Genomic DNA, 26,748 nt, shown 5'->3' with positions numbered 1-26,748 from the left:
TCTAGGTGCCTAAGAAGGTTTGAAATAACCTTTTCTGAAGTATGCTGGACACACGATATGTTTATATCCAAGATATCCTCTTTGTCACAAGGGAGGGATGCACCTTTGCCTAATTCATTAGTCAGAAATGCCTTGGCAGATTACGAGGAATCGAAAGCCAAGACTGAGGAGTACGTGCCGCCACAGGACTCCGCGAATTCTAAGATTGATGCAGAGCTACGCGCCATTGCGGATCAATTGGACGTTTGCATCAAGATCGTTGGATGTGGTGGCGGCGGTTCGAACACGATCAATAGGTGTGTTGACGGTGGCATCGACGGAGCTCAGCTCTGCGCGTTGAACACTGATGCAAAGCACCTGCTTACGGTTCGCGCACCAAGGAAGATACTTATTGGCAGGACTCTCACCAGAGGACTGGGAGCGGGAGCCATACCCCAGGTTGGTGAGCAGGCCGCCAGGGAGAACGACATGGAAATCAGGGATTTCCTGAACGGCGCGAACATTGTATTCATAACCGCTGGCATGGGCGGTGGGACCGGTACCGGTTCGGCTCACTACGTGGCGAGGATAGCCAAGGAGCAGTTCCAGGCGTTGACTCTTGGAGTGGTCACATTGCCCTTCAAGGCCGAAGGCGCCCTTAGAATGGAGAACGCTCTCATGGGACTCAACAGGCTCCGCATGCTTTGCGATACCACGATCGTTATTCCTAATGACAAGCTGCTTGAGTTGGTACCCAAGCTCCCGGTGGACGCCGCCTTCAAGGTGGCTGACGAAGTGCTTATGCAGACTCTGAAGGGCCTAACCGAGATCATAACAAAGCCTGGTCTGGTGAATCTGGACTACAGCGATATCCAGACCGTAATGAAGGAGGGCGGCGTTGCCTTCGTTGGCATTGGGGAGGCCAATGACAATGAGGATGACCGCGTGAGCGTCGCCGTCAACGAGGCCCTTTCGTCACCCCTGCTCGGGGAGATTGACCTGAAGGATGCCCAAGGTGCACTCATAAGAGTGGTGGGCGGCCCTGACATGACTGTGAGCGAGGCCGAGAAAGCTGCGGACATTGTTTCCAGCAAGATGAGCGACCGCGCCAGAATCATCTGGGGATGCTCGGTGGAGCCCGAACAGCAGGGGACCATCAAGGTGCTGCTGATCATCACTGGAGCGAAGTCAAAGTACCTGGTAGGCAGCGGATACGAGGATATCACGCAACCGCTGGACACGGTCAGCATGTCCAGGCAGAGCTCATACAATCAAACCTCATCCTATGCTCAGTCGGGAGATGATACTGGCATAGACTTCGTTCGATGAAGTCGCTATGAATCTTCCGTGGATGGTGGAGAAGCTTAGAACTCGAAGTCAACGTCGATGAAGCTGAGAGCCGGACAAGGTTCAATGCATTCCCCACAGTGTACGCAACGCTCCTCCACTATCCTGAGCCTTCCACCCTCGAGGTGGAGGGCTCCTTTCTTGCATTTTCCGAGACAAACACCGCAACCTACGCATCCGTCCGCCTTTCGGACGATCTTGACCAGTTTCTCCGACTTGGTTCGTATATCTCGCTTGTCCCTGCCCTTAATAATCACTAGGTTATCTTCGATGATTGTTCCATCGACGGTGAACCGATTTCCATCTCTGGTCACCTCTCCCATCAGAGTGAGGAAATTGGACATTGTTGCAGAGTCCAGGGGTAGATTGAATTTCCCCTCCGCCTGAAGGCTGATATCGTCACCTATCGCCTCATCCAACCTCAGCTCGATCACTTCACGGGTCACGTTGTGACAGCGAAGCGGTTCCACTCCAATCCTGGACAACTCCTGCTTGATGGAACCGGGGACACGTCTCCAGCGCCACAATGCGTAACTGGACCATTCAAGGGGCAACCCTCTCTTCTCTGCGAATCCCTCCAGGTCCTCCTTGTATTGCCTGAATTCCGGGCTGTGCTCCTCCACGAAGCACTGCTCCCCCAGATCCGCGGAGGGGCACACGTAGCAGCCAATACGATCCAGACCTTTCTCGTACCAGGGGTTGTACTTCGCATCCTTGGAGAAGATGTAGATCCAGACGTGCATCGATGTCCAGTTCTGAATGGGTGCAGCTCCCACCTGTCCTGGAACCCAGGGGTTCTTCCATATCCTGGGCTTCTCAGACCTGCTCTGTGACTCGTACCTCCTCTGTCCGATGAAAGAAAGGACGCCTTCAGGAAACTCTTCTAGGATGGTTCTCACAGTAGGACCAAGTTTGTTGGTCTTGCAGCACCACCTGAAATCCCTGCCCGGAGGTCCGAAACGCTCCACGCTCTCCATGAAAATGCTCTTTGAGGCCGATCCCCTTTTCAGCTCCAACCCTTTCTCCGAAGCGTACTCCTCAACATAGCTCACGGTCTCTGGGAACTCCAGAGTGGTGTCTATGAAAAGCAGAGGAAGTTTCAAGCCAGCATCCTCGATCACGAGGGCGCATGCCAGACTGTCCTTTCCGCCTGAGAATGAGACCACAGCGGGAAGAGGGTTCCTATCCATGGTCTTTCTAACGAACTTTACCGCTTCTTCCACCCGCCGATCGATGATCCTCTGGTTCGCCCTCACCACATCATCCCAGCTTTTGGTCCTTCCCGTCTCAATATAATCAGATGGTTCAGCCGTCCATCTGGTCTTGATGGCGACACCTCTTTGAGATTCCAACATTTCTCCTGAGGACATGCGGGCATTGCCGGTACCAATGGCCCTTCCATCGGGGTCCAGGATGAGCACTTCATCCCCCGGGACAACGCCCTCGTGAACATCGATGACTCCGGGGGCCAGTAGGTTGGCTCCACTCACAATTGGCTTCACAGCACCGATATCAGCGATCACGCACCCCTTCACCGCTTTTCCCTGGAGTGTCCGGGCGGAGTTCATCCTCATGATGAACCTCCAGCTGGAATCCAGATCGTATCGCAGGGCTCCGATGACCTCACCACCCACGATGACCTCGTCCATCCGGTCCAGGGCAGGAACCTTGTTAAGAAGCACTATTCTTCCATCGGGAATCGCTACAAGCCCGCATCCTTCCCCAAACTGGTCATCGATGACCTTTCTGATCACTTCGATATCACCAGGGAACGCTGGTCTCGGATCGCCTGGAGGGGTCATCTCGACCTTCTTCGGTTCCGAACCGCATATTCCGCACACATCCTCCTCGAGAAGGGGCAGATCACAATGATCGCACCATCTGAGGAGTATCTTTCCCAGCCGTACCGCGCCCATTCGGGAGGCGAGTGGAAAAGCATCTATTTATAGGTTGCACAGCCACGAATACCTGATCCCTGTTAGAACGAACAATCTCGAGGAAAATTAATAACATTACAATATTTATGGGCGGTCATCATGAAAGCGACACGGCGGGCGTTGGACATCAACTACGCTATCGCGGATATGGTCTTTCCTATGAGGGATCTAGAGGCACAAGGCCACGAGGTCCTGAAGCTTTACATCGGGGATCCGAACAAGTTTGACTTCGAGACCCCCCAGGTGATGAAGGACGCCCTTTGCAGGGCTGCCGAGACCTGTGACCATGGATACACCGAGACGGAGGGCGTCTGGGAGCTGAGGGAAGCGATAGCCGAGAGGGAGCACAGAAAGAACAAGCTCACGATCGGTCCAGAGGATGTCTACATAACCGCGGGCGTGACCGAGTCGCTCCAGATGACGATGGCAGCCCTCCTCAACAAGGGTGATGAGATACTACTTCCCGGGCCTGGTTATCCGCCCTATAACCTCTTCATTCGATTCTATGAAGGGGTCCCAGTACACTATCGCGCCGATGAGGAGAACGGATGGCAACCGGACCTTGACGACCTAAGGAAGAAGATCAACGAAAGAACGAGGGCAATAGTGGTCATCAATCCCAACAACCCCACTGGGGCTGTGTACGACCGTAAAACGCTGCAGGAGCTGGTCAATATCGCCGGAGAGCACGATGTCGTACTCATAACCGACGAGATATACGACATGATCACCTACGAGGGGGAGCATACTTCCCCCGCGACCTTCGCCAAGGACGTACCGGTGATGGTCTTCAACGGTTTCTCCAAGGTCTACCTGGTCCCTGGATGGAGGGTGGGATACATGGCCATGGTGGACGAGACCGGCGTCTTGAATGAAGTTAGGGATGGCATCGTCCGTCAGCTGGGGCTTCGAATCTCAGCTAACGCACCTGCCCAGGTCGCCGCCGCAGAGACGCTCAGAGGAGATCTTTCTTTCTTGGAGGGATACCGCAGAACGCTTCAGGAAAGGTCGAGATACGCCTGGAAACGTCTCAACCAGATGCCCGGTATCAGTGCGGTGAGGCCCAAGGCTGCTTTCTACATATTTCCCAAGATCGAATGCGACGTTTGGAAGGACGACAAGCAGTTTGTGATGGACGCCCTGAATGAAGCCCATGTCGTCCTTGTACCGGGTTCTGGATTCGATCCCGATCACGGAAAGGGACACTTCCGATCTGTGACCTTGCCGCCCCTGGAGATTCAGGAGAAAGCCTTCAACTGGCTTGAGGACTTCATGATCAAACATTGCCTGTAGACCGGAAAAGGATATTAGGGGTCTCTTGTCATAGAATAGAATGATGTGGATAAGCGGCTGCGGATATGCCTGTTCCGAGTGCGTCCTAAGAGAGTACAACAAATGCGAGGGCTGTTCTCCCGAGAACAAGCTTACCTCCCTATGTCCCATCTACAAGTGCATTGAGAGCAAGGGTTTCGATACATGCCTGCGATGCCTCGAACGCATGAAGTGCAGGACATATTCTAGAGCATTGAAGCAGTGCCCAATCCGTAGATCGATCTGCAGCAACTGGTGATAACTAAGGCTGATCGCGTTAATTGTGATTCTCAGGATAGCATCTTCAATAGTTTGACACAGGCTTCCATAGAATCCTTCGCCTTTTCCACTCTCTCCTCTGCCTGGAGCCTTGTCATTCCCGGTCCGCTTATACCGAGTGTAACGGGCTTTCCGTACTCCACGGAGAGATCAGTTATCTTCCTAGATGCGTGCTGGATAACGATCTGGTCGTGTTCGGTCTCCCCTTCAATAACGCATCCAAGAGTCACGACCCCGTCGATGTTCTTGTCCTCAAGCAGCTTCTTGATGGCCAAGGGCATATCGAAGACCCCCGGCACCTTGATCACTTTAGGCACCTCCACGTCCAAGAACTCTGCGTGTGCTAGTGCCCTCTCCAGCATCATTGAGGTGATGTCGAAGTTGAACTCCGAGACCACGATTCCCACCTTGTACTTAGCCATGCTTTCTTCCTCCCATTGCAGGTCCAACATCCTCGAAACCCTGCCTCAGTCCCATGCCCGCGTTCTTGATGAGATCCTGAGGTCTGAACAGTAGATCGTAGACGTTGCGGGCATGTTCCCTCGCTCTTCTATCCATCAGCCATGCGAGGGTCTTCTCGTCCTCGGCCTCGTCCTCGTGGACGAAGACCTCTATGATGTGCTTATTGGTCATCAGCTGGGCTTGGATGATGCCCTGCGAGGCCTCATGGGCGCACACCTTGTCCTTGTCGGCCTTCCCTGGCATACCAAGCGCCATTGCGATATCGCATTCCTCCTCTTCGAGGAGCTTCTTCGCTGCCACCGGCAGGTCTTTGATGCCTGGAACGGTCCTCCTGATGATCTTGAATCCAGTACCCAATCCTTTCAATTCCTTCGCAGCGGCGGAGCCCATGTCGTACCGGGCGAAGGTGGTGTCCACGATCCCAATTACCTTCATCGATCACCCTCCGTCTTTTGCATCTTCTTCTTGAACGTGTACCAGTCCACGATCTTCTGTATGATCTTCCTGGTACCGTTCAGGTCGTGATCGAATTCTGAGATGCGGACGATCTTAACATCAAGCCCTCTCGATTTAAGGTCCTTTGTAAGCTGTTCTTCCTCGAAGTGCTGATCATAGCCAAGGGCGATTATGTCGGGTTTGATATCCTTGACGATATCGAAGATATCGCCTTCCCTGCCCAGGTATGCGTGGTCCACTGGCTTGAGGCTACGGACGAGCTCCAGCCTCATTCCCTCCGAAGTGATGGGCTCGTGCTTCTTCTTCCTGACCGTACTGTCGGTGGCCACCACCACGAAAAGTTCATCGCCCAGGCTCTTAGCTTCCGTCAGGTAATGAATATGTCCAGTATGAAGAATATCGAACACACCCGAGGCCATTACCCGGACCATCTCACTCCCCCTCCCAGTTCCTCCAAGCCTCTATGATCTCCTTCCCCTCGAGGAACACTAAGTTGAAATCTCGAGCATACTCCTTAGCTTTTTCCTTTGAGAGGGCTCTTCCATCGTCTCCCATCATCTCACATATCGTTGCGGAAGGGATGAGGTCCGCCATCACCAACATTGCGGTCGACAGTTCGGTATGTCCCATTCGGGTGGAGAGCAACTCCTTGGAGGTGTTGAGCAGCATAACGTGTCCGGGGGCTCTGAAGTTCTTCCCCAGTTCCCTGGATGCCCAACCGTTGGTGTGGTCCATGGCCTTGCCTGCGAGCTTGGTGAATTCAGTTATGGTCAATGCCCTATCCGTGTCGGTTATGCCTGTGAAGGTCTTCCTGTGATTGATGGTTATGGAGAACGCGGACTTGGTGTCATATGGTATGTCGTTCGGAGCAAGCAGTTCCATGACCGGGTACTTGTCGGAAACCGATGAGAACACATCTGCGAGAAAAGGCAGCCCTATCCTGTTGCTGATTTCAGCGTGAAGAGTTGTGCAGATGAGACCTCCAGCATCGCTGCGGAGTGTCCTGATGGTGTCTGGTGTAACCTTCTCAGAGGCTATGACCATGTCGGTCTCCCCCTCACGGTCATCAGCGTCGTACACCAGGACGATCTTGCCCTTTCTAAGGTCCTCCAGGGCTTTTTCAAGTTTGGCTGTCATGTTCCTCGCCTATCTGGCAATAGTAACCCATATAAAGGGTTTTGTGCAAATACAGTTAAATTGGTATATATTGTATTGAAACATCACGAAATGAAAGGGTTTTATCGCCCCATTAATTTCCCGTTCTCGAAAAAATTTGTGAAACAGATTTAATACCTGGGGACCTTTTCTCTTGCATGAGTTCTATCCTGGACAATCTCGAATGGATGTCCGAACTCGATCGTGAGAGAATGATCGATCAGATCAATGGTTTCCCTGATCACCTGTCCTCCTCCCTTTGCACCGAGGTTGATGTCGAGTTTACAGGAAAGGGCATCTGCCTCTGTGGAATGGGCGGATCTGCCATCAGCGGGGACATCCTTGCCGATTGTGTCATTCGTGAGTCTGAATATCATATGTCCGTGCTCAGAGGGATGGAACTACCGGGATGGGTTGATAAAGAGACCCTCCTGATAGCTGTCAGCTACTCGGGAAACACCAAGGAAGTACTGACTGTTCTGGACACTGCCCAAAGTAAGGGATTGAACATCGTCGCGGTAACCTCTGGGGGAAGGCTCATGGAAATCTGTGAGGAAGAAGGTATACCCTACGCCATGGTTCCCACTGGATTTCAACCCAGGGCGGCTTTGGGATACCTTCTAGGATCGACAGCATGCATCCTTGAGACTGCGGGAGTGATCCCCATCGCGAGCAACCTGACTCATTTGGTGGATCCTCTGAAGAAGTTTCAAGAAATATTGGTTCCAGAGGTTCCTATTGAAGAGAATTTGGCCAAGAGGACCGCTTTGGATCTGGAGGGCGTCGTTCCTGTCGTATACTCCGCTAGTGAGTTGAGTCCGGCTGCCCTGAGATGGCATACACAGATCAACGAGAACTCTAAAATGATGGCGTTTACCGGAGAAGTACCTGAGTGCAACCACAACCACATCGTGGGATGGATGGAGGGTAGCATGGATACCTTCTGCCGTCCGGTATTTCTAAGATCGAGAACGGACAATCCTTCGATCAAAGAGATAATGTCGGTCACAATCGATGTCTTGAAGGAAGGGGGAAAATCCCCTGTCGTACTGGATTTCAACGAGGAGACGAAGATCCACAACCTCATGGCGGCCATAATGGTTGGCGACTTCGTATCTTACTACCTGGCAATGCTGAATGGTGTGGACCCCCTTCCCGTGGAATCCATCCAGGATCTCAAGCGAAGGATGTCCAGTTCCATCTGATTGAATGAAACCCACTGTCAAATGACATCGAAGCTCCCAGTTGAACTCGGTCTCTCAATCCCAACAACTTTTATAATCAGATTGATAATGTCGTGCCCGATAACCCATGAAGGAAGACGCTTTCTGGATAAGGGAACAGGTGAAAGCCCACAATAAGTGGTTCGAGGAGTCGCTCCCCATGATCGCCTCCGAGAACGTAATGAGTCCCCTGGCCAAGGAGATGATGGTATCCGATTTCCACGACAGGTACGCGGAGGGATTGCCAGGAAAGCGCTACTACATGGGAAATGTCTACGTTGACAAGGTGGAGCTAAAGTGCTTGGAGCTTGCCCGAAAGATTTTTGATTGTCAGTTTGCCGACGTCAGACCGACTTCAGGCACAGTTGCCAATATCGCAGTTCTCTTTGCCCTAGTCAAGCCCGGTGATCTCGTTTCATGCTCAGCCCTGGCTCAAGGTGCTCATATCTCTACAGCGAAGTTCGGGGCCTTTGGAATAAGGGGGGTTCAGTCTATCAACTACCCCTTCAACGAGGAGGACATGAACATCGACATCGACGGGACCATCAAAGTACTGCTAGAGTACCGACCTAAGGTCTGCCAGTTCGGTCTGTCGGTATTCCTTTTCCCGACTCCACTCAAAGAGCTGGAGGAGACTTTCCAGGAGATCGATGCCTCGGTATGGTACGACGGCGCCCATGTCCTAGGACTCATTGCCGGAAAGAGGTTCCAGGACCCGTTCAGGGAAGGGTGCAACGTCATCTCGGCGAGCACTCACAAGACCTTCCCAGGACCCAACCACGGCATACTATTGGCCAACAATATTGATGATGAGATTGAGAAGAACCTGCAGAGAGCCGCCTTCCCAGGCGTAACCAGCAGCCACCATCTACATGCCATGGCGGCGCTCGCGATCACTCTTGCTGAGCAGGAGGTGTTCGCCGAGCAGTACGCCGATCAGGTCATCAGAAACGCTAAGGCCCTTGGCGAGGAGCTCTTCGAGCTCGGCATGGGGGTTCTCTGCCCCCACAAGGGTTTCACTGAATCTCATACTATTGCAGTCGATGTTTCAGAGCATGGTGGCGGCGAGATCGCATCCAAGGATCTTGAGGATTCGAACATCATCACGAACAAGAACCTTCTCCCCGGAGACATTAGCGCGGTCAAGCCCTCAGGTATCCGGTTGGGAAGTCAGGAACTGACCCGCGTGGGCATGAAGGAGAGTGAGATGAAGGAGGTCGCCAACCTGATCTACAGGGTGGTGGCGAAGAAAGAGGACCCCAAGGTGGTAAGAGAGGGTGTCAAGGCCCTCAAGAAAGACTTCACCACAGTGAAGTACTGCTTCACCGAGGGGGAAGCCTACGAATATCACGACTTCGTCTGATCCATTCCTCTCAGTTCGTCAAGCAGCTCGCACGCCTTGCATCTTGTTCCCAGAGATGGTTCGCCGCATTGGCACGTATTGAGCTTTGCTGGTGGATAGCTCTCTCTCAATAAGGGGGCGATGGCATCGTAGCTTGCCAATATGGAGAATCTCGAGCCTGGGCTTCGGTTCTCCAGTGAATCGATGATGTCTCTGTAATCGTTTCTCAAAGCTGGGTCAGAATAAGGGCAGGTATCGTCGGAAAAACCTATGCCCTCAAGTATTGCGTAAAGATATGATTCCTTCTCCGGAATAGAGCGAAGCGGCTGAATTCTGGGTATTAACCCTGGCTGCACCTTCACATGCGGTCCAAGGCGGGCCAACCGTTCCACATCGCCCCGGGTGAAATTCATCATGATCGATTGCACTGTATCGTCCAGGTTGAGACCGGTCGCGATGACATTAGCACCGATTTCCATTGCCTTTTTATTGAGGCATTTTCGTCTAAGCACCCCGCAGAATGTACAGGGTGTCCTGAAACCTGAGCGGGGAGCGATCGCGTCCATGCTGGTACCGAACTCGTCTTGAAAATGGATGATGTGGTGCTGCACTCCTAATTCCTCCGTGAGCCCTGCCGCCTTCTTCAGGCTGGGAGGCCTGTAGCCCTCTATACCTTCGTCAACGGAGATGGCATGGATCTCCACATCCCTATGGTCCTCCAGTATCTTCTGGAGCATTACCAATGCAACGGAACTGTCCTTTCCCCCGGAGAGACCGACCGCGATCTTCATTGCGCCCTCTATCGAGAGCTGTTTCCTGATCTCCCTTTTGACCCTCTTCTCCACATATTCCACGAAATGCTGATGGCAAAGATGGGTGCCATTGTATCGGATGAAGGTCACGGCTCTAAGGCCGCACTTGTTGCACTTTACCACGCCATCACTAGGAAGATTGGCGTTATAATGATTTCCTGCTATCACCTGCATTGTAACAATAAGTCTCAGAGTCTTCTTAGCTGGTTGCAGTTTCTATACACCCATCCAAAAGATTCTTTACCACATAATCCATAAAGCGGAATGGGTTCAAATGAGGGAGATATGGATAGAGAAGTACAGACCTAAGAACCTCAAAGAGGTTGTTGGACAGAAGGATATCGTAGATCGCCTGAAGGCCTACGCCGAAACAGGCAATCTCCCTCATCTGCTTTTCTCAGGTCCGGCTGGAACGGGAAAGACCACATGCGCCTTGGCCATGTCAAAGGAGCTTTTTGGTGAGGGATGGAGGCAGAATTTCTTGGAACTGAATGCCTCTGACGAGAGAGGGATCGACGTGGTGAGGGGCAAGATCAAAGAGTTCGCTCGCACCTCTCCAATTGGAGGAACCGGATTCAAGATTATCTTCCTGGACGAGGCCGATGCCCTCACATCGGATGCTCAGGCAGCCCTCAGGCGAACTATGGAACGTTACAGTCATATCTGCAGGTTTGTGCTCTCCTGCAACTACTCCTCAAAGATCATTGATCCCATCCAGTCGAGGTGTGCGGTCTTCAGGTTCAGACCCCTGCCCAAAGAAGCTATAACGAGTTACCTTGCCATGATTGCTGAGAAAGAGGGTGCGAAAATCACGGATGAGGCTCTTGAAGCGTTGGTCCATGTTGCCCAGGGAGATATGAGGAAAGCTGTGAACTCTTTGCAGGTTGCCGCCTCTCTGGGAGAGGACATAACCATAGAGGTGGTCTACCAGACCTCGGGCACCGCAAGGCCGGAAGAGGTGAAGTCTCTCCTTGAGACCGCGCTATCAGGTGATTTCATCGAGGCCAGAACAATACTTGATGAGATCATGATAACCTATGGTTTGTCAGGTCAGGATATCATCAAGCAGATACACCGGACCTTCTTCGAACTTAGCATACCGGACATCGAGAAGGTGAAGCTCATCGATAAGACGGGAGAGGTAGAGTTCCGAATCGTCGAAGGAGGAAATGAGCGTATCCAGCTGGAGGCGCTGCTTGCTCATTTGGTGCTTGTCGGTGAGAACATCCACCTGGACTGATGACATTCCGCACCAACATATTTATACGAGTTTCCTGTTCAAGTGGGCTGAGAGTAGTACTATGGCACGTTTCAAAGAGGCTGATGAGAGGCTTCTAAACAAGAAGATCTGCATGAAGTGCAACGCTAGGAACCCTCCTAAAGCAACTCGTTGCCGTAAGTGCGGATATACTAACCTTAGGCCCAAGGCCAAAGAGAGCCGTAAGTCCTAGGTAAACCTCCTCGAATATTCTATTCACCCAATCTTGTCGATAGTTTCTCATTCTTTAGAGAAATCTACGGCATCTTTATGTTGAGCTGACCTATTTCAGTATCTGAGTGCTGACAGTCCAGAATGAATCGAAGTGAGCTTCATGAAGCGGGTTATGATCGTCGACGACAACGAGGATGTTCTTGAATTGGTATCGGAACTGGTGGCTAGCAGTGGCTACCAACCGGTTACCGCCACCGGTGGAAAGGAATGTCTGGACACCGTTGAGGAAAAACAACCCGACCTTATCCTGCTGGATATCAACATGCCTGACATCGACGGGTGGACTGTCCTCAGAAAGCTCAAGGAAAAGGGCCTCACGGAAGAAATCAAGGTCATGATGCTGACTGCGACCACGGACGTTGGAACAGACATTTTCGGCCTTCAGGATGTGGTCGCCGGCTACATCAGGAAGCCGTTCAGCAATCGCGAGCTCTCAGATAGGTTAAAAGGTGCGTTGGAGGAAGCGATTGAACAACCCGAGGTCGTGATGGTCGAGGAAAGCAAGCCCGGCTTCATTTCGAGAATGTTCGGGAAACCCAAGGCCAACGTGGAGACGCCTTCAGGAAAAGAACGCATGGACTCTTCTGCCATGAAGTATTCCGTTAGACGGGGTTTCGGATACATCGTGAAGGAGAAGAAACCAGTTAGATCCTTTCAGGTTTTCGTGGACCAGGTCACACACGACATTCAAGGGCTGTGTGTGACCAGACAGCACCCGGGTACCATCAGATCTAGGTGGGGGCTGGAGAAGACCCCGATCATCTGGTTGAGTAACAAAGTGGGCAAGGTCTACGTCAATCCCACGAACATCGGGATTCTCAGCGACACCATCATCAGGTTCGTGGAGAAGAGCGGTGAGAGCATAGTCCTCATCGACGGTCTTGAGTTCCTCATAGTCAACAACGATTTCGAGAAGGTGCTTCGAATGATCCACCATATCTCAGAAGCGGTGATGGAGTACAAGTCCAGACTGCTTATATCGGTGGATCCAAGAATCCTTGAGACCAGGGAGATGGCCCTGCTCGAGAGGAACATGGAGATGATCGATACCCGGGATTACATCGTGCAGCGAGAGGATCTTTCCGAACTTGGGCAGGACTGACACTCATATTCCAGTATGGGAGATATTCCAAATGGGAGATATCGAGATTATCAAGGTCTGGGCCAGACAGGTACTGGATTCCAGGGGTAACCCAACCGTAGAGGCGGAGGTTTTCACTAAGGATGTTATTGCCAGGGCCATAGCGCCATCGGGCGCTTCCACCGGCACCTACGAGGCTCTCGAGCTTCGGGATGGCGGTGATGCATTCATGGGAAAATCCGTGGAGAAAGCAGTGGCAAATGTCAGAGGCCCCATCGCCAAGATGCTGGTAGGCATGGATGTCACCGACCAGGAGGGTATTGACAGGGCCATGATCGAACTTGATGGCACTCCCAATAAATCGAAACTTGGGGGGAATGCTCTTACTGCGGTTTCAATGGCATGTGCACATGCCGGTGCGAATGTCAAATGCGTGGAGCTCCATGAACACCTTGGCCCAGGGAGCAGGGCATTACCGGTACCTATGCTGAACATCATCAACGGCGGCAAGCACGCCGGTAGCGATCTGAAGATTCAAGAATTCATGATCGCGCCGACCGGTGCAAGAAGCTTCACGGAAGCGATGAGAGTTGCTGCGGAAGTCTATCATGCCCTCAAGTCCATCCTGAAGAAGAATTACGGCAAGGGGGCGATCAACGTAGGGGATGAGGGAGGCTTCGCTCCCCCGTTGGACTCTGCACCAGAGGCTCTTGAGGTTATAAGTAATGCGATCGAGTCCGCAGGATACGAGCCCGGAAAGGATGTGTTGATGGCTTTGGACGCTGCCGCAAGTGAATTCTACTCCAAAGGGATCTACACCGTCGACGGGAGAGAACTAGATCCAGCTGGCATAGTGGACTATTATGATGACTTGGTGGACACCTTCCCCCTGGTGAGCCTGGAGGATCCAGTGGAGGAGGAGGCGTTCGACACCATGACGGACATGACCGTACGCATGGGAGACAAAGTGCAGATCGTTGGTGACGATCTCTTTGTCACCAATCCCCTGAGGGTGAAGAAGGCAATCTCTCAGGGAGCTGGGAATGCGCTTCTGCTCAAGGTCAACCAGATCGGCACCCTAACAGAGGCATTCGAGGCAGCCAATATTTCCTTCGCGGCTGGCTACAACGTGGTCGTTAGCCACAGATCCGGAGAGACGGAGGACACTACCATAGCCGATATAGTTGTGGCACTTCAGTCTGGTCAGCTAAAGACAGGGGCACCTGCCAGAGGGGAGAGGACCGCCAAATACAACCGCTTGATGAGGATCGAGGAGGCCCTGGGTCCCAGGGCCGTGTATCCCGGTAGGGATGCCTTCACCATGAAGCCCTATCGGCCGTGAGGCTCAGGTGGATGACCGGACCTAGCAATGGGAAAAAGGATTTAATCGCCGGGTTAGATTCCAATAGAGGAGATGGCATGGACAAGGCGGTTGTGGTCATAGACATGCTCAACGAGTTCGTATACGGAAAGCTGGGCGGAGAGAGGTCACGGTCGGTGATACCCTGCATCGAAAGGCTGCTGGACAAGGCCAGGGCCAAGGGGATCCCGGTAATCTATGTGACGGATGCCCATGAGGAGGATGATCTGGAGCTCGAGGTATGGGGGGAACACGCGATGAAGGGGACCGAGGACGCGGATATAATCCCGGAGCTGGAACCTCTACCAGGTGAGATAGTGCTCGAGAAGTCCACCTACTTCAGCTTCCATGATACGGGCCTGGACGAGATACTCACCGACATGGGGGTGAAGGAGGTAATCCTCTGCGGTCTCCTCACCGACATCTGCATCAAGCTCGCCGCGGCGGAGGCCTTCGTCAGGAATTACTCGATCGTGGTGCCAAAGGGGTGCGTGAACTCGATCTCACAGGAGGCCCACGAGGGCGCCCTCAAGGAGATGGCCGATCTATACCATGCGAAGATCATTGACCTTGAACAGGTGATCAACTGAAACGCTTCTTCGTTGCCACGGAGGAGGAGCTGATGGAAGGTCTGACCACCGACGTCTACTTCTCGAGGACCATGGAGATACTGAAGGCCAAGGGAATGCTAGAACAGCAAGCGCTCTCCGAATTCACGGTGAGCTCACTGCCCGGTAGCTGGCCCTGGGCGGTTCTCTGCGGGGCGGAGGAGGCAATGAATCTCCTGGAAGGAAGGAATGTCGACCTTTGGGGGTTGCCTGAGGGAACGGTATTCAGGGCTAGGGACATCAGAGGAAACAGGGTACCTGTGCTCACCATTAACGGATCTTACTCAGATTACTGCATATATGAAACCCCTTGCTTGGGTTTCATGTGCCATGAGTCGGGGGTGGCGACCATGGCCGCAAGGTGCAAGTGGGCTGCCGGCGATCGGAGGGTGATCGCCTTTGGGATAAGGAGAATGAATCCGTTCCTGGCCCCCGCCCTAGATAGGGCGTCCTTTATTGGAGGATGCGATGGTGTATCCTCCCTGATCGGGGCCGAGACCATTGATGAGAAACCCTCCGGAACGATGCCTCATTCACTCATGATAATGTTCGGAAATGAGGGGAATGCCTACAGGGCATTCGATGAGGTCGTGGACAGGGATGTTCCAAGAGTCGCCCTTATAGATACATACACAGACGAAAAGATCAACGCCATTTTGGCCTGCGAATCGATCAAGGATCTGAACGCGGTACGACTTGACACACCCGGCTCTCGAAGGGGTTCGTTTCCCGAGCTGATCAGGGAAGTTCGCTGGGAGATGGACATCCGTGGTTACGGGCATGTCGACATCATCGCTTCCGGGGGTCTCGATGAGAAGAAGATACTTTCTCTTTCTGATGTACCAGTTGACGGTTTCGGAGTGGGAACTAGCATCAGTAATGCCCCTACCGTGGACTTCGCTATGGATATTGTGGAGATGAAGGGAGTTCCAGTGGCGAAAAGAGGTAAGCTGGGAGGAAGGAAACTGGTCTTTAGATGTCCTGAATGCCTTGAGTTCTTAGTCCTGCCTTTCGGCGCGGAGGAGATCCCTGTCTGCGATCCCTGCGGAACTGAAATGGAGGCGGCGGAGAAGATGCTCATCAAGTCTGGAAAGAGGATCAGCGAGCCGCTCTCACCAGGGAAATTGAGAGATAATGTTCTCAAGCAACTCGCAAAGGTGGAGCTATAATTTTCTACCTTCAAGCTCTTCACCTATCGATGAAGGAGACTGAGTTCAGGGTAGAGGTGGAGCGCGTTTCGGGATATGACTTCATTGTAAGATTCAAGGATGGAATGGAATCTGTGATGATGTCAGAGCCCCGACCTCTGGGAAGTGGCGAGCATCCGCATGCAGGTCACATGCTTGCCGCCGCCATGGGACACTGCATGTCTGCCTCGCTATTGTACTGCTTTGAACGTTCCAGGGTTGAGGCGGGATCCATGAAGGCGGAGATACTCACCAAGGTGGAAAGGAATGATAACGGCAGACTCCGCCTCACGAAAATATGTCTCAAGTTGGAACCTGAAGTTGACGATCTGGAAAGAGCGAAAAGATGTATCGCGGTCTTCAAGGACTACTGCATCGTTACACAGAGCGTGAGAGAGGGAATCGACATCGAGGTCGAGGTCATTCCCTCAGCGAGAGGAAGTGACTGAAAAGCCTGCTCTTCCAATCCCTGTCTTCCGGTGTCCATATACTGAGCCAGATGTCCATCTCATATTCAAGGTCGTTTTGGAACGCCTCCAAGGTGGGGCAGATATTGAGGTCGATGCTTCTCTCGGAATTTTTCTTCAGACACCCCCTCAGGCGTGAAGGGGAAGTCCTGAGATCCCACATCATCCAACGTGTTTTTCCACTGCTATCCGTGTGCTCGTACATCTCTGCGGTCTTGTTTGAGTCGTAAAGAATGAGAATATCAATGTCATTGGGAACTTCCTCATCTTTGAGGAATGATCCGAAGAGGTAGACCTCACTTATGACCATTGGGAGGTCATCTTGTTCTATGCGGTTCATAATCCTCTCCAGCTTTGAGAGTAACCACCGCCTTCTGTCATCTGGTATAAGGTCTTTCAAGGATTTCATCGTGCAATTAATTATTCGTATCCGGTGATAATACCATTTTCTATCCGTTCATCGCAAATATCCATTCAATAAGGGTCTTTATGTCATGGAAAGTATTATTCTACAAGTAGAACATTAAGGGGATGATGGTGGACGAGAAGGACTTAGCCATACTGAGGGAATTAAAGTCTGATTCAAGGCGGAGTACCAACCAGATAGCGAATGCACTTGGTATACCTCGAGCGACAGTGCACGAACGAATTAAGAAGATGGGTCAAAAAGGGGTGATCAAGGGATTTACGGTCGTCTCGGATTACGCCCAACTAGGAATGCCCGTGACCGCATTCATACTGGTATCATTCCTCCCCACACATTCTGTCTCTCAGAGGGACCTAGCGAACAGGATTTCCAAGCTGGAAGGTGTTTTTGGGGTTCACTTGATATCGGGAGAGTATGATATCATGGTGAAGATGAGGGGAAAGAGCATGGAGAGCATCGGTTCTTTAGTCATCGATGAGATCCGTGGAATGGAAGGTGTCGGCGGAACGCTCACATGCGTTTCCTTCTCAACGGTGAAGGATGAGCTCTAGCTCAAACAGATATCTTCTTCCACTTCCCCTTTCTAAATCTATTTGTGATTATCGCTGCACGAACATAGTACTCAAGAGACATCGAGAGCCATACGCCTTGCACGCCCAGAGGCGTCATGAATCCTAAGAAGTATGCCAGGGGCAGCCTCACAATGTAAAGACCGATGAACGAGACGTAAAGAGGCCATCGGGTATCCCCTGCCCCTTGAAGGCCTCCAGCCATGGTGAAATGTATGCCAACGGCAGGGGTCGCCAGAGCCAACAGGGCAATCCAGTCATTTGAGAGGGCGAGAACAATGTTATCGGTAGTGAACAGTTTCGATATCGGATCTGCCAGGATGACCATCAGCAGCCCGGTTGAAGTCATAGTAATGAAGGAAAGTTTTGACCCCTCCCATCCGCTTTTCTCAGCTTTATCAGGTTCCTTTGAACCAAGGCTCTGACCCACCATGGTAGTAGTGGCAATCGCAAAACCGAATCCGGGCATAAATGCCAGGGACTGGATTCTAGCGCCGATATTGTGAGCGGCGAGGGCCTCCGTCCCGAAGGACACAATGAATGCAATATAAACTACGAATCCGAACTGTATCAGTGCCTGTTCAAGAGCCGAGGGGGTCCCAATGTGGAGGATCGATCGTATGGTATCTAGAGTAAAGTACGCCCCCTCTCTCTTGAGATGAATCCGACTGCTCTTCCTGCGCAGGAGTATTACGTAGACGAGTAATGAGATAGCAAAAGCTATTGTCGTCCCCAAGGCGGCTCCTCTGACGCCCAGCTGTGGAAAGCCGAAGTTACCAAAGATCAGACAGTAGTTCATAATGAAGTTGATGAGGTTGAGCAAAGCTGACACATACAATGGTGTCTTTGTATCTCCTACACCCCTGAGAGCTGAGGAAGCGATGAAGAAAACGAATATTGCGGGAGAGGCCAGGAATAGTAATGAAATATATTCGTATCCGAGGGAAACAACCTGTTCCTCCGCGCCGAAGACTGAGAGCATCTGGTAACCAAAAAAGGATCCAAGAAGTGCTACGGGAATGGATATCAGGACTCCAAGGACCACAGATTGCTTGAGGACGTTGTCCGCCCGGTTCGTGTCACCCTCCCCAGAACGCCTGGCCACGATAGCTATCGTTCCAGTGCTCAACCCCATCATGATAGCCCAGATGAAGAACAAGACCTGGCTGCCCAATCCTACCGCGGCCAGAGCCTCGTGCCCAAGCTGGCCTACCATGAGCAGATCCACGAACATGGTGACAGTCTGCAGGAGATTGCTAATTATGACTGGCCAGGCAAGGCTGAAAATCTCTTTGTCCAAAGCTAGCCGGAAGAACCTCCCGTTCGGCATACAGGGCAGAATGAGAGGACCGATATAAACGTGCACCCCTTCTCATTTTCCGAAACCCTTGATGAAGATACTAAAGCAGCGACTAGGGAAAGTAGATTACGAAATGCGGATACAAATCTTAGCCATTCGAAGCCTCTGAAAATCGACCTAGCCAGGCATTTTTCATAGTTGTTCTCACTATCCATATCGAGGATGATTCTTCAACGCCGATAACGAAATGTTTAAATTGTTTCTTCGGCTTACTTTTAGTATTCGGAAGGAAGCTTGTCGGACGTAATACCGAGCAAGGGATGCGTTGAGCTTCATAGCATGTCCTAGGTCTAACCGGGGGGGAGGGCCACGAACATTGATGAAGGTATAGCTAAAGCTATCGAGAGTGAAGGTCATATTGAGGTGAAAGGATCCGGCCTCATCTCAGAAAGCGACGCAGAGCTAGGGATCTCTAGTACCGAAGCTTTGTCGTATATCGCGTTTGAGAAGAAGGGAAGTTGGAATTTGCTTTACCGATCAAGCATGAACAAGGCATTCTGCACTTGTGGGGCAATCGCGGAATTGGATTCGACCACTGTCTCATTGAAGAGGAAACTCGGAAAAGATGTGGAATGCAGTTATTGCCGCAACCAGAGAATCTCGGAGGAATTGGAGGAAATGAGGATCCTGTACTCCGAGGAGGATGAAGGTTGGCTATACAGCTGATTGGATGAGTGTCCCATCATATTTCAACTTCAACCTGAGGTAAGGTATTTGACTTAGAGTTAAATAGGGTTCTCGAGTTTAAATCCCAAGCCATTGGCGTAGGTTGTGTACTCATGAAGGTGATCATTGTAGCGGGTTTCCTTGGATCAGGTAAGACCACTCTTATTCTCTCAACTATTGAGAGATTGAATGAAGTCACAGGACAGAAGACTGGCATCATCGTGAATGATTTCGGGAAGGTTAACATCGATGGAAAGATCATGGAGAAATATGGCCTCGATGTGAAGGAAGTGCAGGGAGGATGCATTTGCTGCTCCCTTGGATCCTTCCTTCTGGACACAGTTCAGAAACTTGCCGTCAACATGTCTCCTGATTTCATAGTGATAGAACCCAGTGGCATTGCACACCCTCAGCAGATCGTGGACACCTTGGACGCTTATCACGGACCTCCCTTGGAATATATTAGAAGCATAGTAGTAATGGATGTAGCGAGGTTTGAGAAGATCTCCAAGACCATGGGTGTTCCATTCGAGAAGCAGGTCACATCCGCAGATGCCATCGTTTTAAACAAGATCGATGAGATGAACGGCACTGACATCGACAGTATTGAGGCAAGGCTGAGAGAGATTGGTTTCAAGGGAAAGATTATTCGGGTCTCAGCCACGGAAAGAACCAATATCGATGATGTCATTGAAGTCATGGTGAATCAATGATCACAGAGGATTTCACTGGCTACGGCGCTAGAATAAGCGTTGATTTCGAAAACACGGTTTCCAAGGAACAGCTCAATGCCCTGATAACGGAATTCATGTCAAAGATTTCCTTGGATTGTGTTAAGGTAGGGGTAAAACTCATCGGGCACATCAAATCCATTTCAGAAGTCAAGGGGGACGGCTATCTAGCCTGTAGCGTCACTAACCATGATGGTAAGGTAAGAACTGATGGACAACTGGGCGATGCTAACGGTTTCGACATGGTTCTCAACGTCATGATATATGGACTCAATACAGATATTGTCAATACTATCGTTGAATTGAGGACTGAAGATTTCTTCTCTGGAAATGGTAGCAAAGTGATCGTAGAGTTGCTTGAAGGCGAAGAGATTGAGCATGAACATGACCATCACGAAGAACATGACCATCACGAAGAACATGACCATCACGAAGAACATGACCATCACGAAGAACATGACCATCACGAAGAACATGACCATCACGAAGAACATGACGATGAACATGACCACGATCATCATGAGCACAAAGAAGAGCACCGCCACTGAATAAATGGTCAACAGTCATTGAAAGATTCACCAAACCCTCTCGAGATCCAATGTCCTTAATCAGGTGAAATAAGGGAATCCATTTTAGGCCCTGGAATGTATTTTTGGTAAAAATAAAATATAAATATCGGCCAATATGTAGTATTAACCAAGCTTGGTGGGAAGAAAGAAATATCTTTCACACAAAGTATCTAACGGCCTCCTGATCATTCATAGGAGGGGTTCAGCATGAAAGCCGGGACGACCATTCAAGTGCTCAAGACTATGATAGGTAACCCTGTTACCCGTAAGGTTCTCTCAGGCATGAGCAACTATTGTGAAACTGATGGCAAGAACAGGCTGGAAGTTGCCCTGGAGCTGTATGTGGGAGAGAGGGATACAGCCTGCTATAAATGCAAGATGGCTCTGAAGCCTCTTTCTTCAGTGATCAAAAGGGGTGCAAAAGCCTTCGGTGTTAAGGAGGAGGAGATAAAGTCTGCCTTCACGAACTCTTATTATAGGAAGGCATTGAGTTCGGTTATCAGAGGAGTTGCTGACTTCGGGGTCAACCGACCATTCATTCCAGGTTCCCCCTTTCAAGTCGTATGGGATGTGACCTATGCCTGCAACCTCAATTGCAGGCATTGCTATGCTGAGGCTGGAAAGAAGAGGGAGGACGAGCTCAGCGATGCGGAAGCGCTTGAATTGGTGGACCGCCTCTCGGACATGGGCGTTACCATACTTGCGTTCTCTGGAGGGGAACCACTGGTTCGTGGGAACATAATGGAGATGGTCAAGAGGGCATCTGACAATGGGATGTATGTCTCATTCGCAACCAACGGGACCCTGTTGACAAAGGAGAGAGTAAGAGAAGCAAAGGAAGCTGGAGTGAAATATCTCCAAATAAGCCTTGATGGGGCAACAGCTGAAGTCCACGATGCCTTCAGAGGCGCATCGGGAGCTTTCGACAGGACAATTCAAGGCATCAAGAACTGCGTGGATGCGGACTTATTCGTCAATGTCGCAACAACCGCGACCAAGGCCAATTACAGCGAGATTCCGGCCATTATCGACCTGTGTGAGGAGCTTGGAGTCGAGTGGTTCATGTTATACAATTTCGTACCAACAGGAAGGGGCCGGGAGGTGATTGATATAGATCTCTCACCCGATGAGAGGGAGGAGATGCTCAACATGCTATTCTCCCGGATGGAGGATGTAGACTGCGAACTTCTCACAACGGCCCCTCAGTTCGCCAGAGTGGCGCTTCAGCATTGTTCGGGAACGGGAACCCTGGTCGTTCCTACTCACTTCAACAACACAAGGGTCGGCGAGGATCTGTTCAGCATAACTGAGTTCATTGGTGGATGCGGAGCTGGGAGATTCTATTTGGCCATCCGAGCCAATGGAGACATAGATCCCTGTGTCTTCTTTCCACTTACAGTTGGAAATGTGAGGGAGGACGACCTCATGGAGATCTGGAGGAACAATGATATCTTGGGAGATCTCAGGAACAAGGAGATACTTCAGGACAACTGCGGCTCATGTGAATACAGGTATCACTGTGGAGGCTGCCGGGCCCGCGCCTACAATTACTTCAACAACTACCTCGCACCAGATCCAGGATGCGTGAAAAATCAGCGCCACTACGACGCCATTCTGAAACGGATAGAGATAGAGGATGAAATCCCTATCGAGAGGATTGAGACCATTCACTGATCCATCTTGCCATTCTCATTGTTGTTCTTGGAACAGGCCGGATCTATGCACTTCCGAGTCATTCTTTTTCCGTTCTTCACATCAATGACAGGTGCACCACATTCATCGCATTCTTCACCACGGGGCACTATGGTGCCCCTCTGGAAAAGTGGATACGTCTGGTCGCAGTCTGGATATCCAGAACATCCCACGAACCTCTTTCCACTTCTTGAGTACAGAATACGGAGGTCGCCACCGCACTTGGGGCATTTTCCCAAATTGCCTCGATCCTTGTTGGTCTCGCACTTTGGATCGATGCATTGAATGGAGACTGGCTGTCCCTTGCGGATGACCTTGAGCTTTGGAAGCTCGCAGACATCGCATCTCTCCTCCGTTGTCTCCAATTTCGCTGATCTGGGAAGAGGAAATGCATTCTTGCATTCCGGGTAATTGGAACAACCTATGAACGGACCCTTCCTGGACCTGATAACTCGGAGGTCTCCGCCGCATTTTGGACATTTGCCTACGAATCGTTGCTCTTGAAGTGCCTGTCGGATCTCAAAGCCAATCTCGTCCTTGTGCTCCTGCATGACTTCGATAACGCCCAGAAGCATCTCTTGGGATTCCTTGACCACTTCCTCCAGGGTGATTTCGCCCTCCGCGATCCGTTCCATATCCTTCTCCAAGGTGGAGGTCATCTTACTCTCGGTTATGGTCCTTGCGTGCTTCTCCAAGCTCTTGACCACCGCAATGCCACTGGCTGTCGGGATGAGGTTCGCACCTTCAACATACTTACGGTCATAGAGTTTCTGGACGATGTCATGTCTAGTACTCTTGGTTCCTAATCCTAGCCTTTCCATCTGCTGAATGAGTGTCCCCTGAGTGTAGTGAGATGGAGGCTGGGTCATCCTTTCTTGGACATCCAATGAGAGGACTTCGACGTTCTCTCCTTTCTCCAGTTTGGGAAGTATGTTCTCTCTCACCCTCCAGTATGGGTAGTACTTTCTCCATCCCTCTTTTAGGATCCTGTATCCCTTGGAGGTGAATGCCTCTCCCTCAACATCTACCTCGCAATCGATTACTTCAGCCTTCGCGGCGGGTGCTACCGTCGCCAGGAAACGACGAGTAATCAGCTCATACAGCGTCCAGCGGTCTCCCTTAAGTTTCTTCTTCGTGGCCGGCGCTACCGGATGTATAGGAGGATGGTCAGTGGTCTGAACCTTACCCATGGAGGCTCTGATTCGATCCTGGGAAAGGATCTCTTCCGCCTCCTTCTTGAACTCAGATTCCTTGAGCCTCTCTAATATGAATTTGAGCGAAAGAGACTTGGGGTACACGGTGTTGTCCGTTCTGGGATAAGATATGAAACCATCGGTATAGAGGTCCTCGGCCACCTTCATGGCCTTGGAGGCCGGAAGCCCGATCTTATTCGCCTCCACCAGAAGCATGGTTGTGTTGAAGGGCGGCGGTGGAAGCTCATCCTTTTCCTTGACATCGAACCGCGAGACAGTACCCTGGCTGGCGTTCTCGATCTTATCCATTATGGCGTCGGCCACCTTCCGGTCACGGAAGGGGTTGTTCACATGTTCTCCCAAGAAATTCCGTACCTTGTTGAATTTCGCGCCGATTAACCAGAATGGTTCAGGTAAAAAGTTCTCAATTTCTATATGCTTATCAACGATCAAGCTCAGGGTGGGACTCTGCACTCTTCCAACCGATAGGAAGTTGTGGCCAGTCTGACCCGAAGCAAGTGAAATTAACCTGGTCAGAGATGCTCCCCAGGCCAAATCGATAAGCTGACGGGTCTCCGCAGAGTCCGCCAACTTTGCATCTGGAACTGTAAGATTGGAGAAAGCCTCTTCGATCTCTTGTTTGGTAAGAGCGCTGAACTTGGCCCTCCTTAAGATCTTGTCGTCAACGCCCAGCATTCTTACCGTCTCAAGACCGATCAGCTCACCCTCCCGGTCGTAATCGGTGGCCATTATGATCTGATTGCTGTAATGGGCGAGGTCTCTGAGAACAGTGATGAGTCTGCCCGCGGTCACCTTCTTCTCAGGTTCGGTCAAGGCCAGTTTCTTGGGGTCTGTCTTACCCCAGTCTCTCATCTCCTTTGGATAATCAAGGTGAACGATGTGACCTCTGAGACCTACCACGCTGTAATCTTCCCCATCACGATCGAATTCGAATACAGGAATACCCTGTACGTTTTGTTTCCTTTGCTTTCCATTCGAGAGGATGGTAGCGATCCTTGCGGCTGCATTTGACTTCTCAGAGATTATCAGACTACTCATCAGGTCGGAGCAAAGAGGATTAATTATAAAAAATATGGGATGCCGGTAGCCTAATCTCGATTTTATGTTCGAACGTATACTGGCTCAATGGAAGTGCCCTTGATCCTCTTCCCCTCCAAGCGAAAGCGAACGAACCGAGGTCATTGTCATCTTTCCGTGGAGAACGCCTCTCACCGAGGTCAGTTCATCTGCCAGCTGCTTCACTTCATTGGCCATTCCCCGAACCAGAAGGACCTCAAGGCACTTCTCCTGGTCCAGGTGAATGTGGAGGGCTGATGTGATCTTTGGATAGTGCTCATGCTGGATCTCCATAAGTCTCTCCTGAACCCCGCCTGAGTGGTGGTCGTAGGCAAGGGTGATCGTACCGATGATCTCCAGCCCCTCATGTTTCCATCCTTCCTCATTGAGCGCCCTTCGGATAAGGTCCCTTATCGCTTCAGACCGCGTAGTGTATCCTTTCTTCTCGACTATCTTGTCGAACTTCTTCAATAGTTCTGGCTCAAGCGACACCCCAATTCTAGTTACATTTTCCATCTCTACCCAGACATGAAGCAGATTACTCTACTATAAAATTTATCAGTCTTTATTTGATAACGCGAATTCTTCTCAAATAGATGCCCCTGTCACAGAGCCCCCTTAGTACCCAAATTGCCCTCTTGAGGGAATTGTATGCCGGTATGCATCTCTCCTCGAACCTCTTCAACACTTCCCAGGAGTAACTTCCCCCGATCGAACACACCACGATCGGCTTAATGCCCTCCCTACTCCACCTCTGAGCAATCCCCACCACGCTCTCCGTGGTTCCCGGTGCCTGGAGCTGAACAAGGAGGAGAATGGCATCCACACCGTCGTCCTCCTGTAAGGTTGCCAGTACGGCATCGTACATGCTGTCTGTGACCGCCCCTGTCAGATCGATAGGGTTGTCAGCTGTGGCGAAGTAAACCGACGAGTCGATGATTCGTTTCTTGGTCTCATCGCTCAACTCCGCCATTTTCATGTTAACTCCCCTCACCGACGATTCGATGTAGTCGGCAGCGATGATCCCAAAACCACCCGTCGAGGAGACCACGGCGATTCTTGGCCCTTTAATATGGTCGAGCCATGCCATGCCCTTCGCCATGTCTAGAAGCTCGGTGACATCATACGCCCGGGATATCCCGAATTGCCTGAAGATGCCATCAACAAGCACGTCAGATGAGCTGGCCAACGCTCCGGTGTGTGATTGTGCAGCCCGAATTCCTCTCTCGGTCCTTCCGGCTTTGATGGCGACCACCGGTTTGACGGGGGTGACCTTCCTTGCAAGGTCTATGAACTTTTTTCCATCCTCAAAAGACTCGAGGTACAGCGCAATGCATTTGGTACTTTCATCGCCCAACAGATACTCGAGAAAATCGTTCTCATTCAAGTCCACCTTGTTGCCCAGACCAACACATACCGAGACTCCTACGCCCTCATTCTCGGCCATTTCGAAGACGCCTGTCAAGACAGAGCCGCTCTGACTGATAACAGCTATCGAACCGTCATGGGGCCTTGGACTCTTATCGGTCGGAGTGAAGAACGTATCGATCTGGTTCCTCGGTACCAGGATGCCGAGGGTGTTTGGGCCCAATATTCTCGTCTTCGTCCCTTCTATGGCAATTGAGAGCTGCTTCTGCAGCTCCACCCCCTCTCCTCCGATCTCCGAGAAACCGCTGGCGACCGGAATGATGAAAGAGACCCCCTTCTCGGCACATTCTGCTGCGACCTCCACTGCGTACTTGGCAGGGATGGCGATGACCGCGAGATCGGGGGTTTCTGGGATGTCCATGACCGTGGGATAGCTCACCATGCCACCCACATAATCATCGTAGGGATTAACCGCGAATAACTTCGTACTGCTGGCCCTCAGGTTTTCCAGGATGACATTCCCCACCTTTCCCGGATGGTCAGAGGCACCGACCACAGCAATGCTCGATGGATTGAAGAGCAAACTAAGTGACATTAC

Annotated in this window: 28 protein-coding genes; 16 read left to right on the top strand and 12 right to left on the bottom strand. The window is 51.3% G+C overall.

Going from position 1 to position 26,748, the window contains the following annotated elements:
• The first annotated feature begins 57 nt into the window (after window positions 1-57).
• Complete coding sequence (gene ftsZ / locus GKC03_02720; GenBank protein NYT11449.1) at window positions 58-1,308, top strand: cell division protein FtsZ; 1,251 nt, start codon at window positions 58-60, stop codon at window positions 1,306-1,308.
• Between the two features lie 35 nt (window positions 1,309-1,343).
• Here the strand turns inward: ftsZ and GKC03_02715 are convergent, their stop codons facing one another.
• Window positions 1,344-3,242 (bottom strand): phosphoadenosine phosphosulfate reductase family protein, encoded by a 1,899-nt coding sequence (locus tag GKC03_02715; protein NYT11448.1) that lies wholly within the window; start codon window positions 3,240-3,242, stop codon window positions 1,344-1,346.
• Between the two features lie 117 nt (window positions 3,243-3,359).
• Here GKC03_02715 and GKC03_02710 point away from each other — a divergent pair, with 117 nt between their 5' ends.
• A complete protein-coding gene (locus GKC03_02710) occupies window positions 3,360-4,556 on the top strand; it encodes an aminotransferase class I/II-fold pyridoxal phosphate-dependent enzyme (protein NYT11447.1) in 1,197 nt (398 codons plus the stop codon).
• Window positions 4,557-4,596: 40 nt separating this feature from the next.
• On the top strand, window positions 4,597-4,833 hold the full coding sequence (locus tag GKC03_02705; GenBank protein NYT11446.1) for a DUF3795 domain-containing protein: 237 nt from the start codon (window positions 4,597-4,599) through the stop codon (window positions 4,831-4,833).
• A gap of 31 nt (window positions 4,834-4,864) precedes the next feature.
• Here GKC03_02705 and GKC03_02700 read toward each other — a convergent pair whose 3' ends face one another.
• From GKC03_02700 to ribB, 4 genes are read right to left on the bottom strand one after another with little or no spacing between them, the layout of a single operon-like run.
• Entirely contained in the window at window positions 4,865-5,275 is a 411-nt protein-coding gene (locus tag GKC03_02700) for a 6,7-dimethyl-8-ribityllumazine synthase (GenBank protein ID NYT11445.1), read from the bottom strand.
• Window positions 5,268-5,750 carry a riboflavin synthase gene (locus GKC03_02695; GenBank protein NYT11444.1) on the bottom strand — a complete coding sequence of 161 codons (483 nt, stop codon included), beginning with the start codon at window positions 5,748-5,750 and terminating at the stop codon, window positions 5,268-5,270. Before GKC03_02695 ends, GKC03_02700 begins: the two co-directional genes overlap by 8 nt.
• Complete coding sequence (locus GKC03_02690) at window positions 5,747-6,202, bottom strand: FAD synthase (GenBank protein ID NYT11443.1); 456 nt, start codon at window positions 6,200-6,202, stop codon at window positions 5,747-5,749. The genes GKC03_02695 and GKC03_02690 overlap by 4 nt, the downstream gene beginning before the upstream one ends.
• 1 nt (window position 6,203) lies before the next feature.
• Window positions 6,204-6,908 (bottom strand): 3,4-dihydroxy-2-butanone-4-phosphate synthase, encoded by a 705-nt coding sequence (ribB, locus tag GKC03_02685; protein NYT11442.1) that lies wholly within the window; start codon window positions 6,906-6,908, stop codon window positions 6,204-6,206.
• 176 nt (window positions 6,909-7,084) lie between these two features.
• On the opposite strand from ribB, the gene GKC03_02680 reads away from it, so the two are divergent.
• Together GKC03_02680 and GKC03_02675 are read left to right on the top strand one after the other, a co-directional pair.
• Window positions 7,085-8,131: a bifunctional phosphoglucose/phosphomannose isomerase gene (locus GKC03_02680; GenBank protein ID NYT11441.1), complete on the top strand. Its 1,047-nt coding sequence runs from the start codon at window positions 7,085-7,087 to the stop codon at window positions 8,129-8,131.
• Window positions 8,132-8,237: 106 nt separating this feature from the next.
• Window positions 8,238-9,512, top strand: coding sequence for a serine hydroxymethyltransferase (locus tag GKC03_02675; protein ID NYT11440.1), 1,275 nt, complete (start codon window positions 8,238-8,240; stop codon window positions 9,510-9,512).
• On the opposite strand, the gene GKC03_02670 is transcribed toward GKC03_02675, so the two are convergent.
• Window positions 9,497-10,426, bottom strand: coding sequence for a TIGR00269 family protein (locus GKC03_02670; protein ID NYT11439.1), 930 nt, complete (start codon window positions 10,424-10,426; stop codon window positions 9,497-9,499). The two genes, GKC03_02675 and GKC03_02670, sit on opposite strands and share 16 nt — an antisense overlap.
• Window positions 10,427-10,577: 151 nt before the next feature.
• Here GKC03_02670 and GKC03_02665 point away from each other — a divergent pair, with 151 nt between their 5' ends.
• The 7 genes from GKC03_02665 to GKC03_02635 all read left to right on the top strand — a co-directional run bounded on the left by GKC03_02665 (window position 10,578) and on the right by GKC03_02635 (window position 16,480).
• Window positions 10,578-11,543, top strand: a complete 966-nt coding sequence (locus GKC03_02665) for a replication factor C small subunit (protein NYT11438.1) — start codon at window positions 10,578-10,580, stop codon at window positions 11,541-11,543.
• A gap of 61 nt (window positions 11,544-11,604) precedes the next feature.
• Window positions 11,605-11,754 carry a 50S ribosomal protein L40e gene (locus GKC03_02660; GenBank protein NYT11437.1) on the top strand — a complete coding sequence of 50 codons (150 nt, stop codon included), beginning with the start codon at window positions 11,605-11,607 and terminating at the stop codon, window positions 11,752-11,754.
• Between the two features lie 141 nt (window positions 11,755-11,895).
• Entirely contained in the window at window positions 11,896-12,897 is a 1,002-nt protein-coding gene (locus tag GKC03_02655; GenBank protein NYT11436.1) for a DUF835 domain-containing protein, read from the top strand.
• Window positions 12,898-12,928: 31 nt separating this feature from the next.
• Window positions 12,929-14,218 carry a phosphopyruvate hydratase gene (gene eno / locus GKC03_02650; protein NYT11435.1) on the top strand — a complete coding sequence of 430 codons (1,290 nt, stop codon included), beginning with the start codon at window positions 12,929-12,931 and terminating at the stop codon, window positions 14,216-14,218.
• 77 nt (window positions 14,219-14,295) lie between these two features.
• Window positions 14,296-14,826, top strand: coding sequence for a cysteine hydrolase (locus tag GKC03_02645; protein ID NYT11434.1), 531 nt, complete (start codon window positions 14,296-14,298; stop codon window positions 14,824-14,826).
• On the top strand, window positions 14,823-16,013 hold the full coding sequence (locus GKC03_02640) for a nicotinate phosphoribosyltransferase (GenBank protein NYT11433.1): 1,191 nt from the start codon (window positions 14,823-14,825) through the stop codon (window positions 16,011-16,013). The genes GKC03_02645 and GKC03_02640 overlap by 4 nt, the downstream gene beginning before the upstream one ends.
• A gap of 29 nt (window positions 16,014-16,042) precedes the next feature.
• The gene (locus GKC03_02635; protein ID NYT11432.1) at window positions 16,043-16,480 is read left to right on the top strand and encodes an OsmC family protein; all 438 of its coding nucleotides are present in this window, start codon (window positions 16,043-16,045) and stop codon (window positions 16,478-16,480) included.
• On the opposite strand, the gene GKC03_02630 is transcribed toward GKC03_02635, so the two are convergent.
• Window positions 16,452-16,907 (bottom strand): hypothetical protein, encoded by a 456-nt coding sequence (locus GKC03_02630; protein ID NYT11431.1) that lies wholly within the window; start codon window positions 16,905-16,907, stop codon window positions 16,452-16,454. The two genes, GKC03_02635 and GKC03_02630, sit on opposite strands and share 29 nt — an antisense overlap.
• Window positions 16,908-17,032: 125 nt before the next feature.
• On the opposite strand from GKC03_02630, the gene GKC03_02625 reads away from it, so the two are divergent.
• Window positions 17,033-17,476 (top strand): Lrp/AsnC family transcriptional regulator, encoded by a 444-nt coding sequence (locus GKC03_02625; protein NYT11430.1) that lies wholly within the window; start codon window positions 17,033-17,035, stop codon window positions 17,474-17,476.
• Window position 17,477: 1 nt separating this feature from the next.
• Here GKC03_02625 and GKC03_02620 read toward each other — a convergent pair whose 3' ends face one another.
• Window positions 17,478-18,824, bottom strand: a complete 1,347-nt coding sequence (locus tag GKC03_02620) for an MATE family efflux transporter (GenBank protein ID NYT11429.1) — start codon at window positions 18,822-18,824, stop codon at window positions 17,478-17,480.
• Window positions 18,825-19,217: 393 nt separating this feature from the next.
• On the opposite strand from GKC03_02620, the gene GKC03_02615 reads away from it, so the two are divergent.
• Together GKC03_02615 and GKC03_02610 are read left to right on the top strand one after the other, a co-directional pair.
• Window positions 19,218-19,520, top strand: coding sequence for a hypothetical protein (locus tag GKC03_02615; protein NYT11428.1), 303 nt, complete (start codon window positions 19,218-19,220; stop codon window positions 19,518-19,520).
• Window positions 19,521-19,633: 113 nt separating this feature from the next.
• On the top strand, window positions 19,634-20,233 hold the full coding sequence (locus GKC03_02610; protein ID NYT11427.1) for a GTP-binding protein: 600 nt from the start codon (window positions 19,634-19,636) through the stop codon (window positions 20,231-20,233).
• Window positions 20,234-20,418: 185 nt separating this feature from the next.
• Here the strand turns inward: GKC03_02610 and GKC03_02605 are convergent, their stop codons facing one another.
• Complete coding sequence (locus tag GKC03_02605) at window positions 20,419-20,796, bottom strand: hypothetical protein (GenBank protein NYT11426.1); 378 nt, start codon at window positions 20,794-20,796, stop codon at window positions 20,419-20,421.
• Between the two features lie 249 nt (window positions 20,797-21,045).
• On the opposite strand from GKC03_02605, the gene GKC03_02600 reads away from it, so the two are divergent.
• The gene (locus GKC03_02600) at window positions 21,046-22,494 is read left to right on the top strand and encodes a radical SAM protein (GenBank protein NYT11425.1); all 1,449 of its coding nucleotides are present in this window, start codon (window positions 21,046-21,048) and stop codon (window positions 22,492-22,494) included.
• Here the strand turns inward: GKC03_02600 and GKC03_02595 are convergent.
• The 3 genes from GKC03_02595 to GKC03_02585 all read right to left on the bottom strand — a co-directional run bounded on the left by GKC03_02595 (window position 22,488) and on the right by GKC03_02585 (window position 26,745).
• A complete protein-coding gene (locus GKC03_02595; protein ID NYT11424.1) occupies window positions 22,488-24,764 on the bottom strand; it encodes a DNA topoisomerase I in 2,277 nt (758 codons plus the stop codon). The two genes, GKC03_02600 and GKC03_02595, sit on opposite strands and share 7 nt — an antisense overlap.
• A gap of 84 nt (window positions 24,765-24,848) precedes the next feature.
• Window positions 24,849-25,298, bottom strand: a complete 450-nt coding sequence (gene nikR, locus GKC03_02590) for a nickel-responsive transcriptional regulator NikR (GenBank protein ID NYT11423.1) — start codon at window positions 25,296-25,298, stop codon at window positions 24,849-24,851.
• Between the two features lie 49 nt (window positions 25,299-25,347).
• Window positions 25,348-26,745, bottom strand: coding sequence for a CoA-binding protein (locus GKC03_02585; protein NYT11422.1), 1,398 nt, complete (start codon window positions 26,743-26,745; stop codon window positions 25,348-25,350).
• Between the last annotated feature and the right edge of the window lie 3 nt (window positions 26,746-26,748).

It is taken from the genome of Methanomassiliicoccales archaeon, assembly GCA_013415695.1.
Classification (GTDB): Archaea; Thermoplasmatota; Thermoplasmata; order Methanomassiliicoccales; family JAAEEP01; genus JAAEEP01.
The sequence above is the reverse complement of the archived record's forward strand: the minus strand, read 5'-3'. Positions and strand labels throughout refer to the sequence as shown.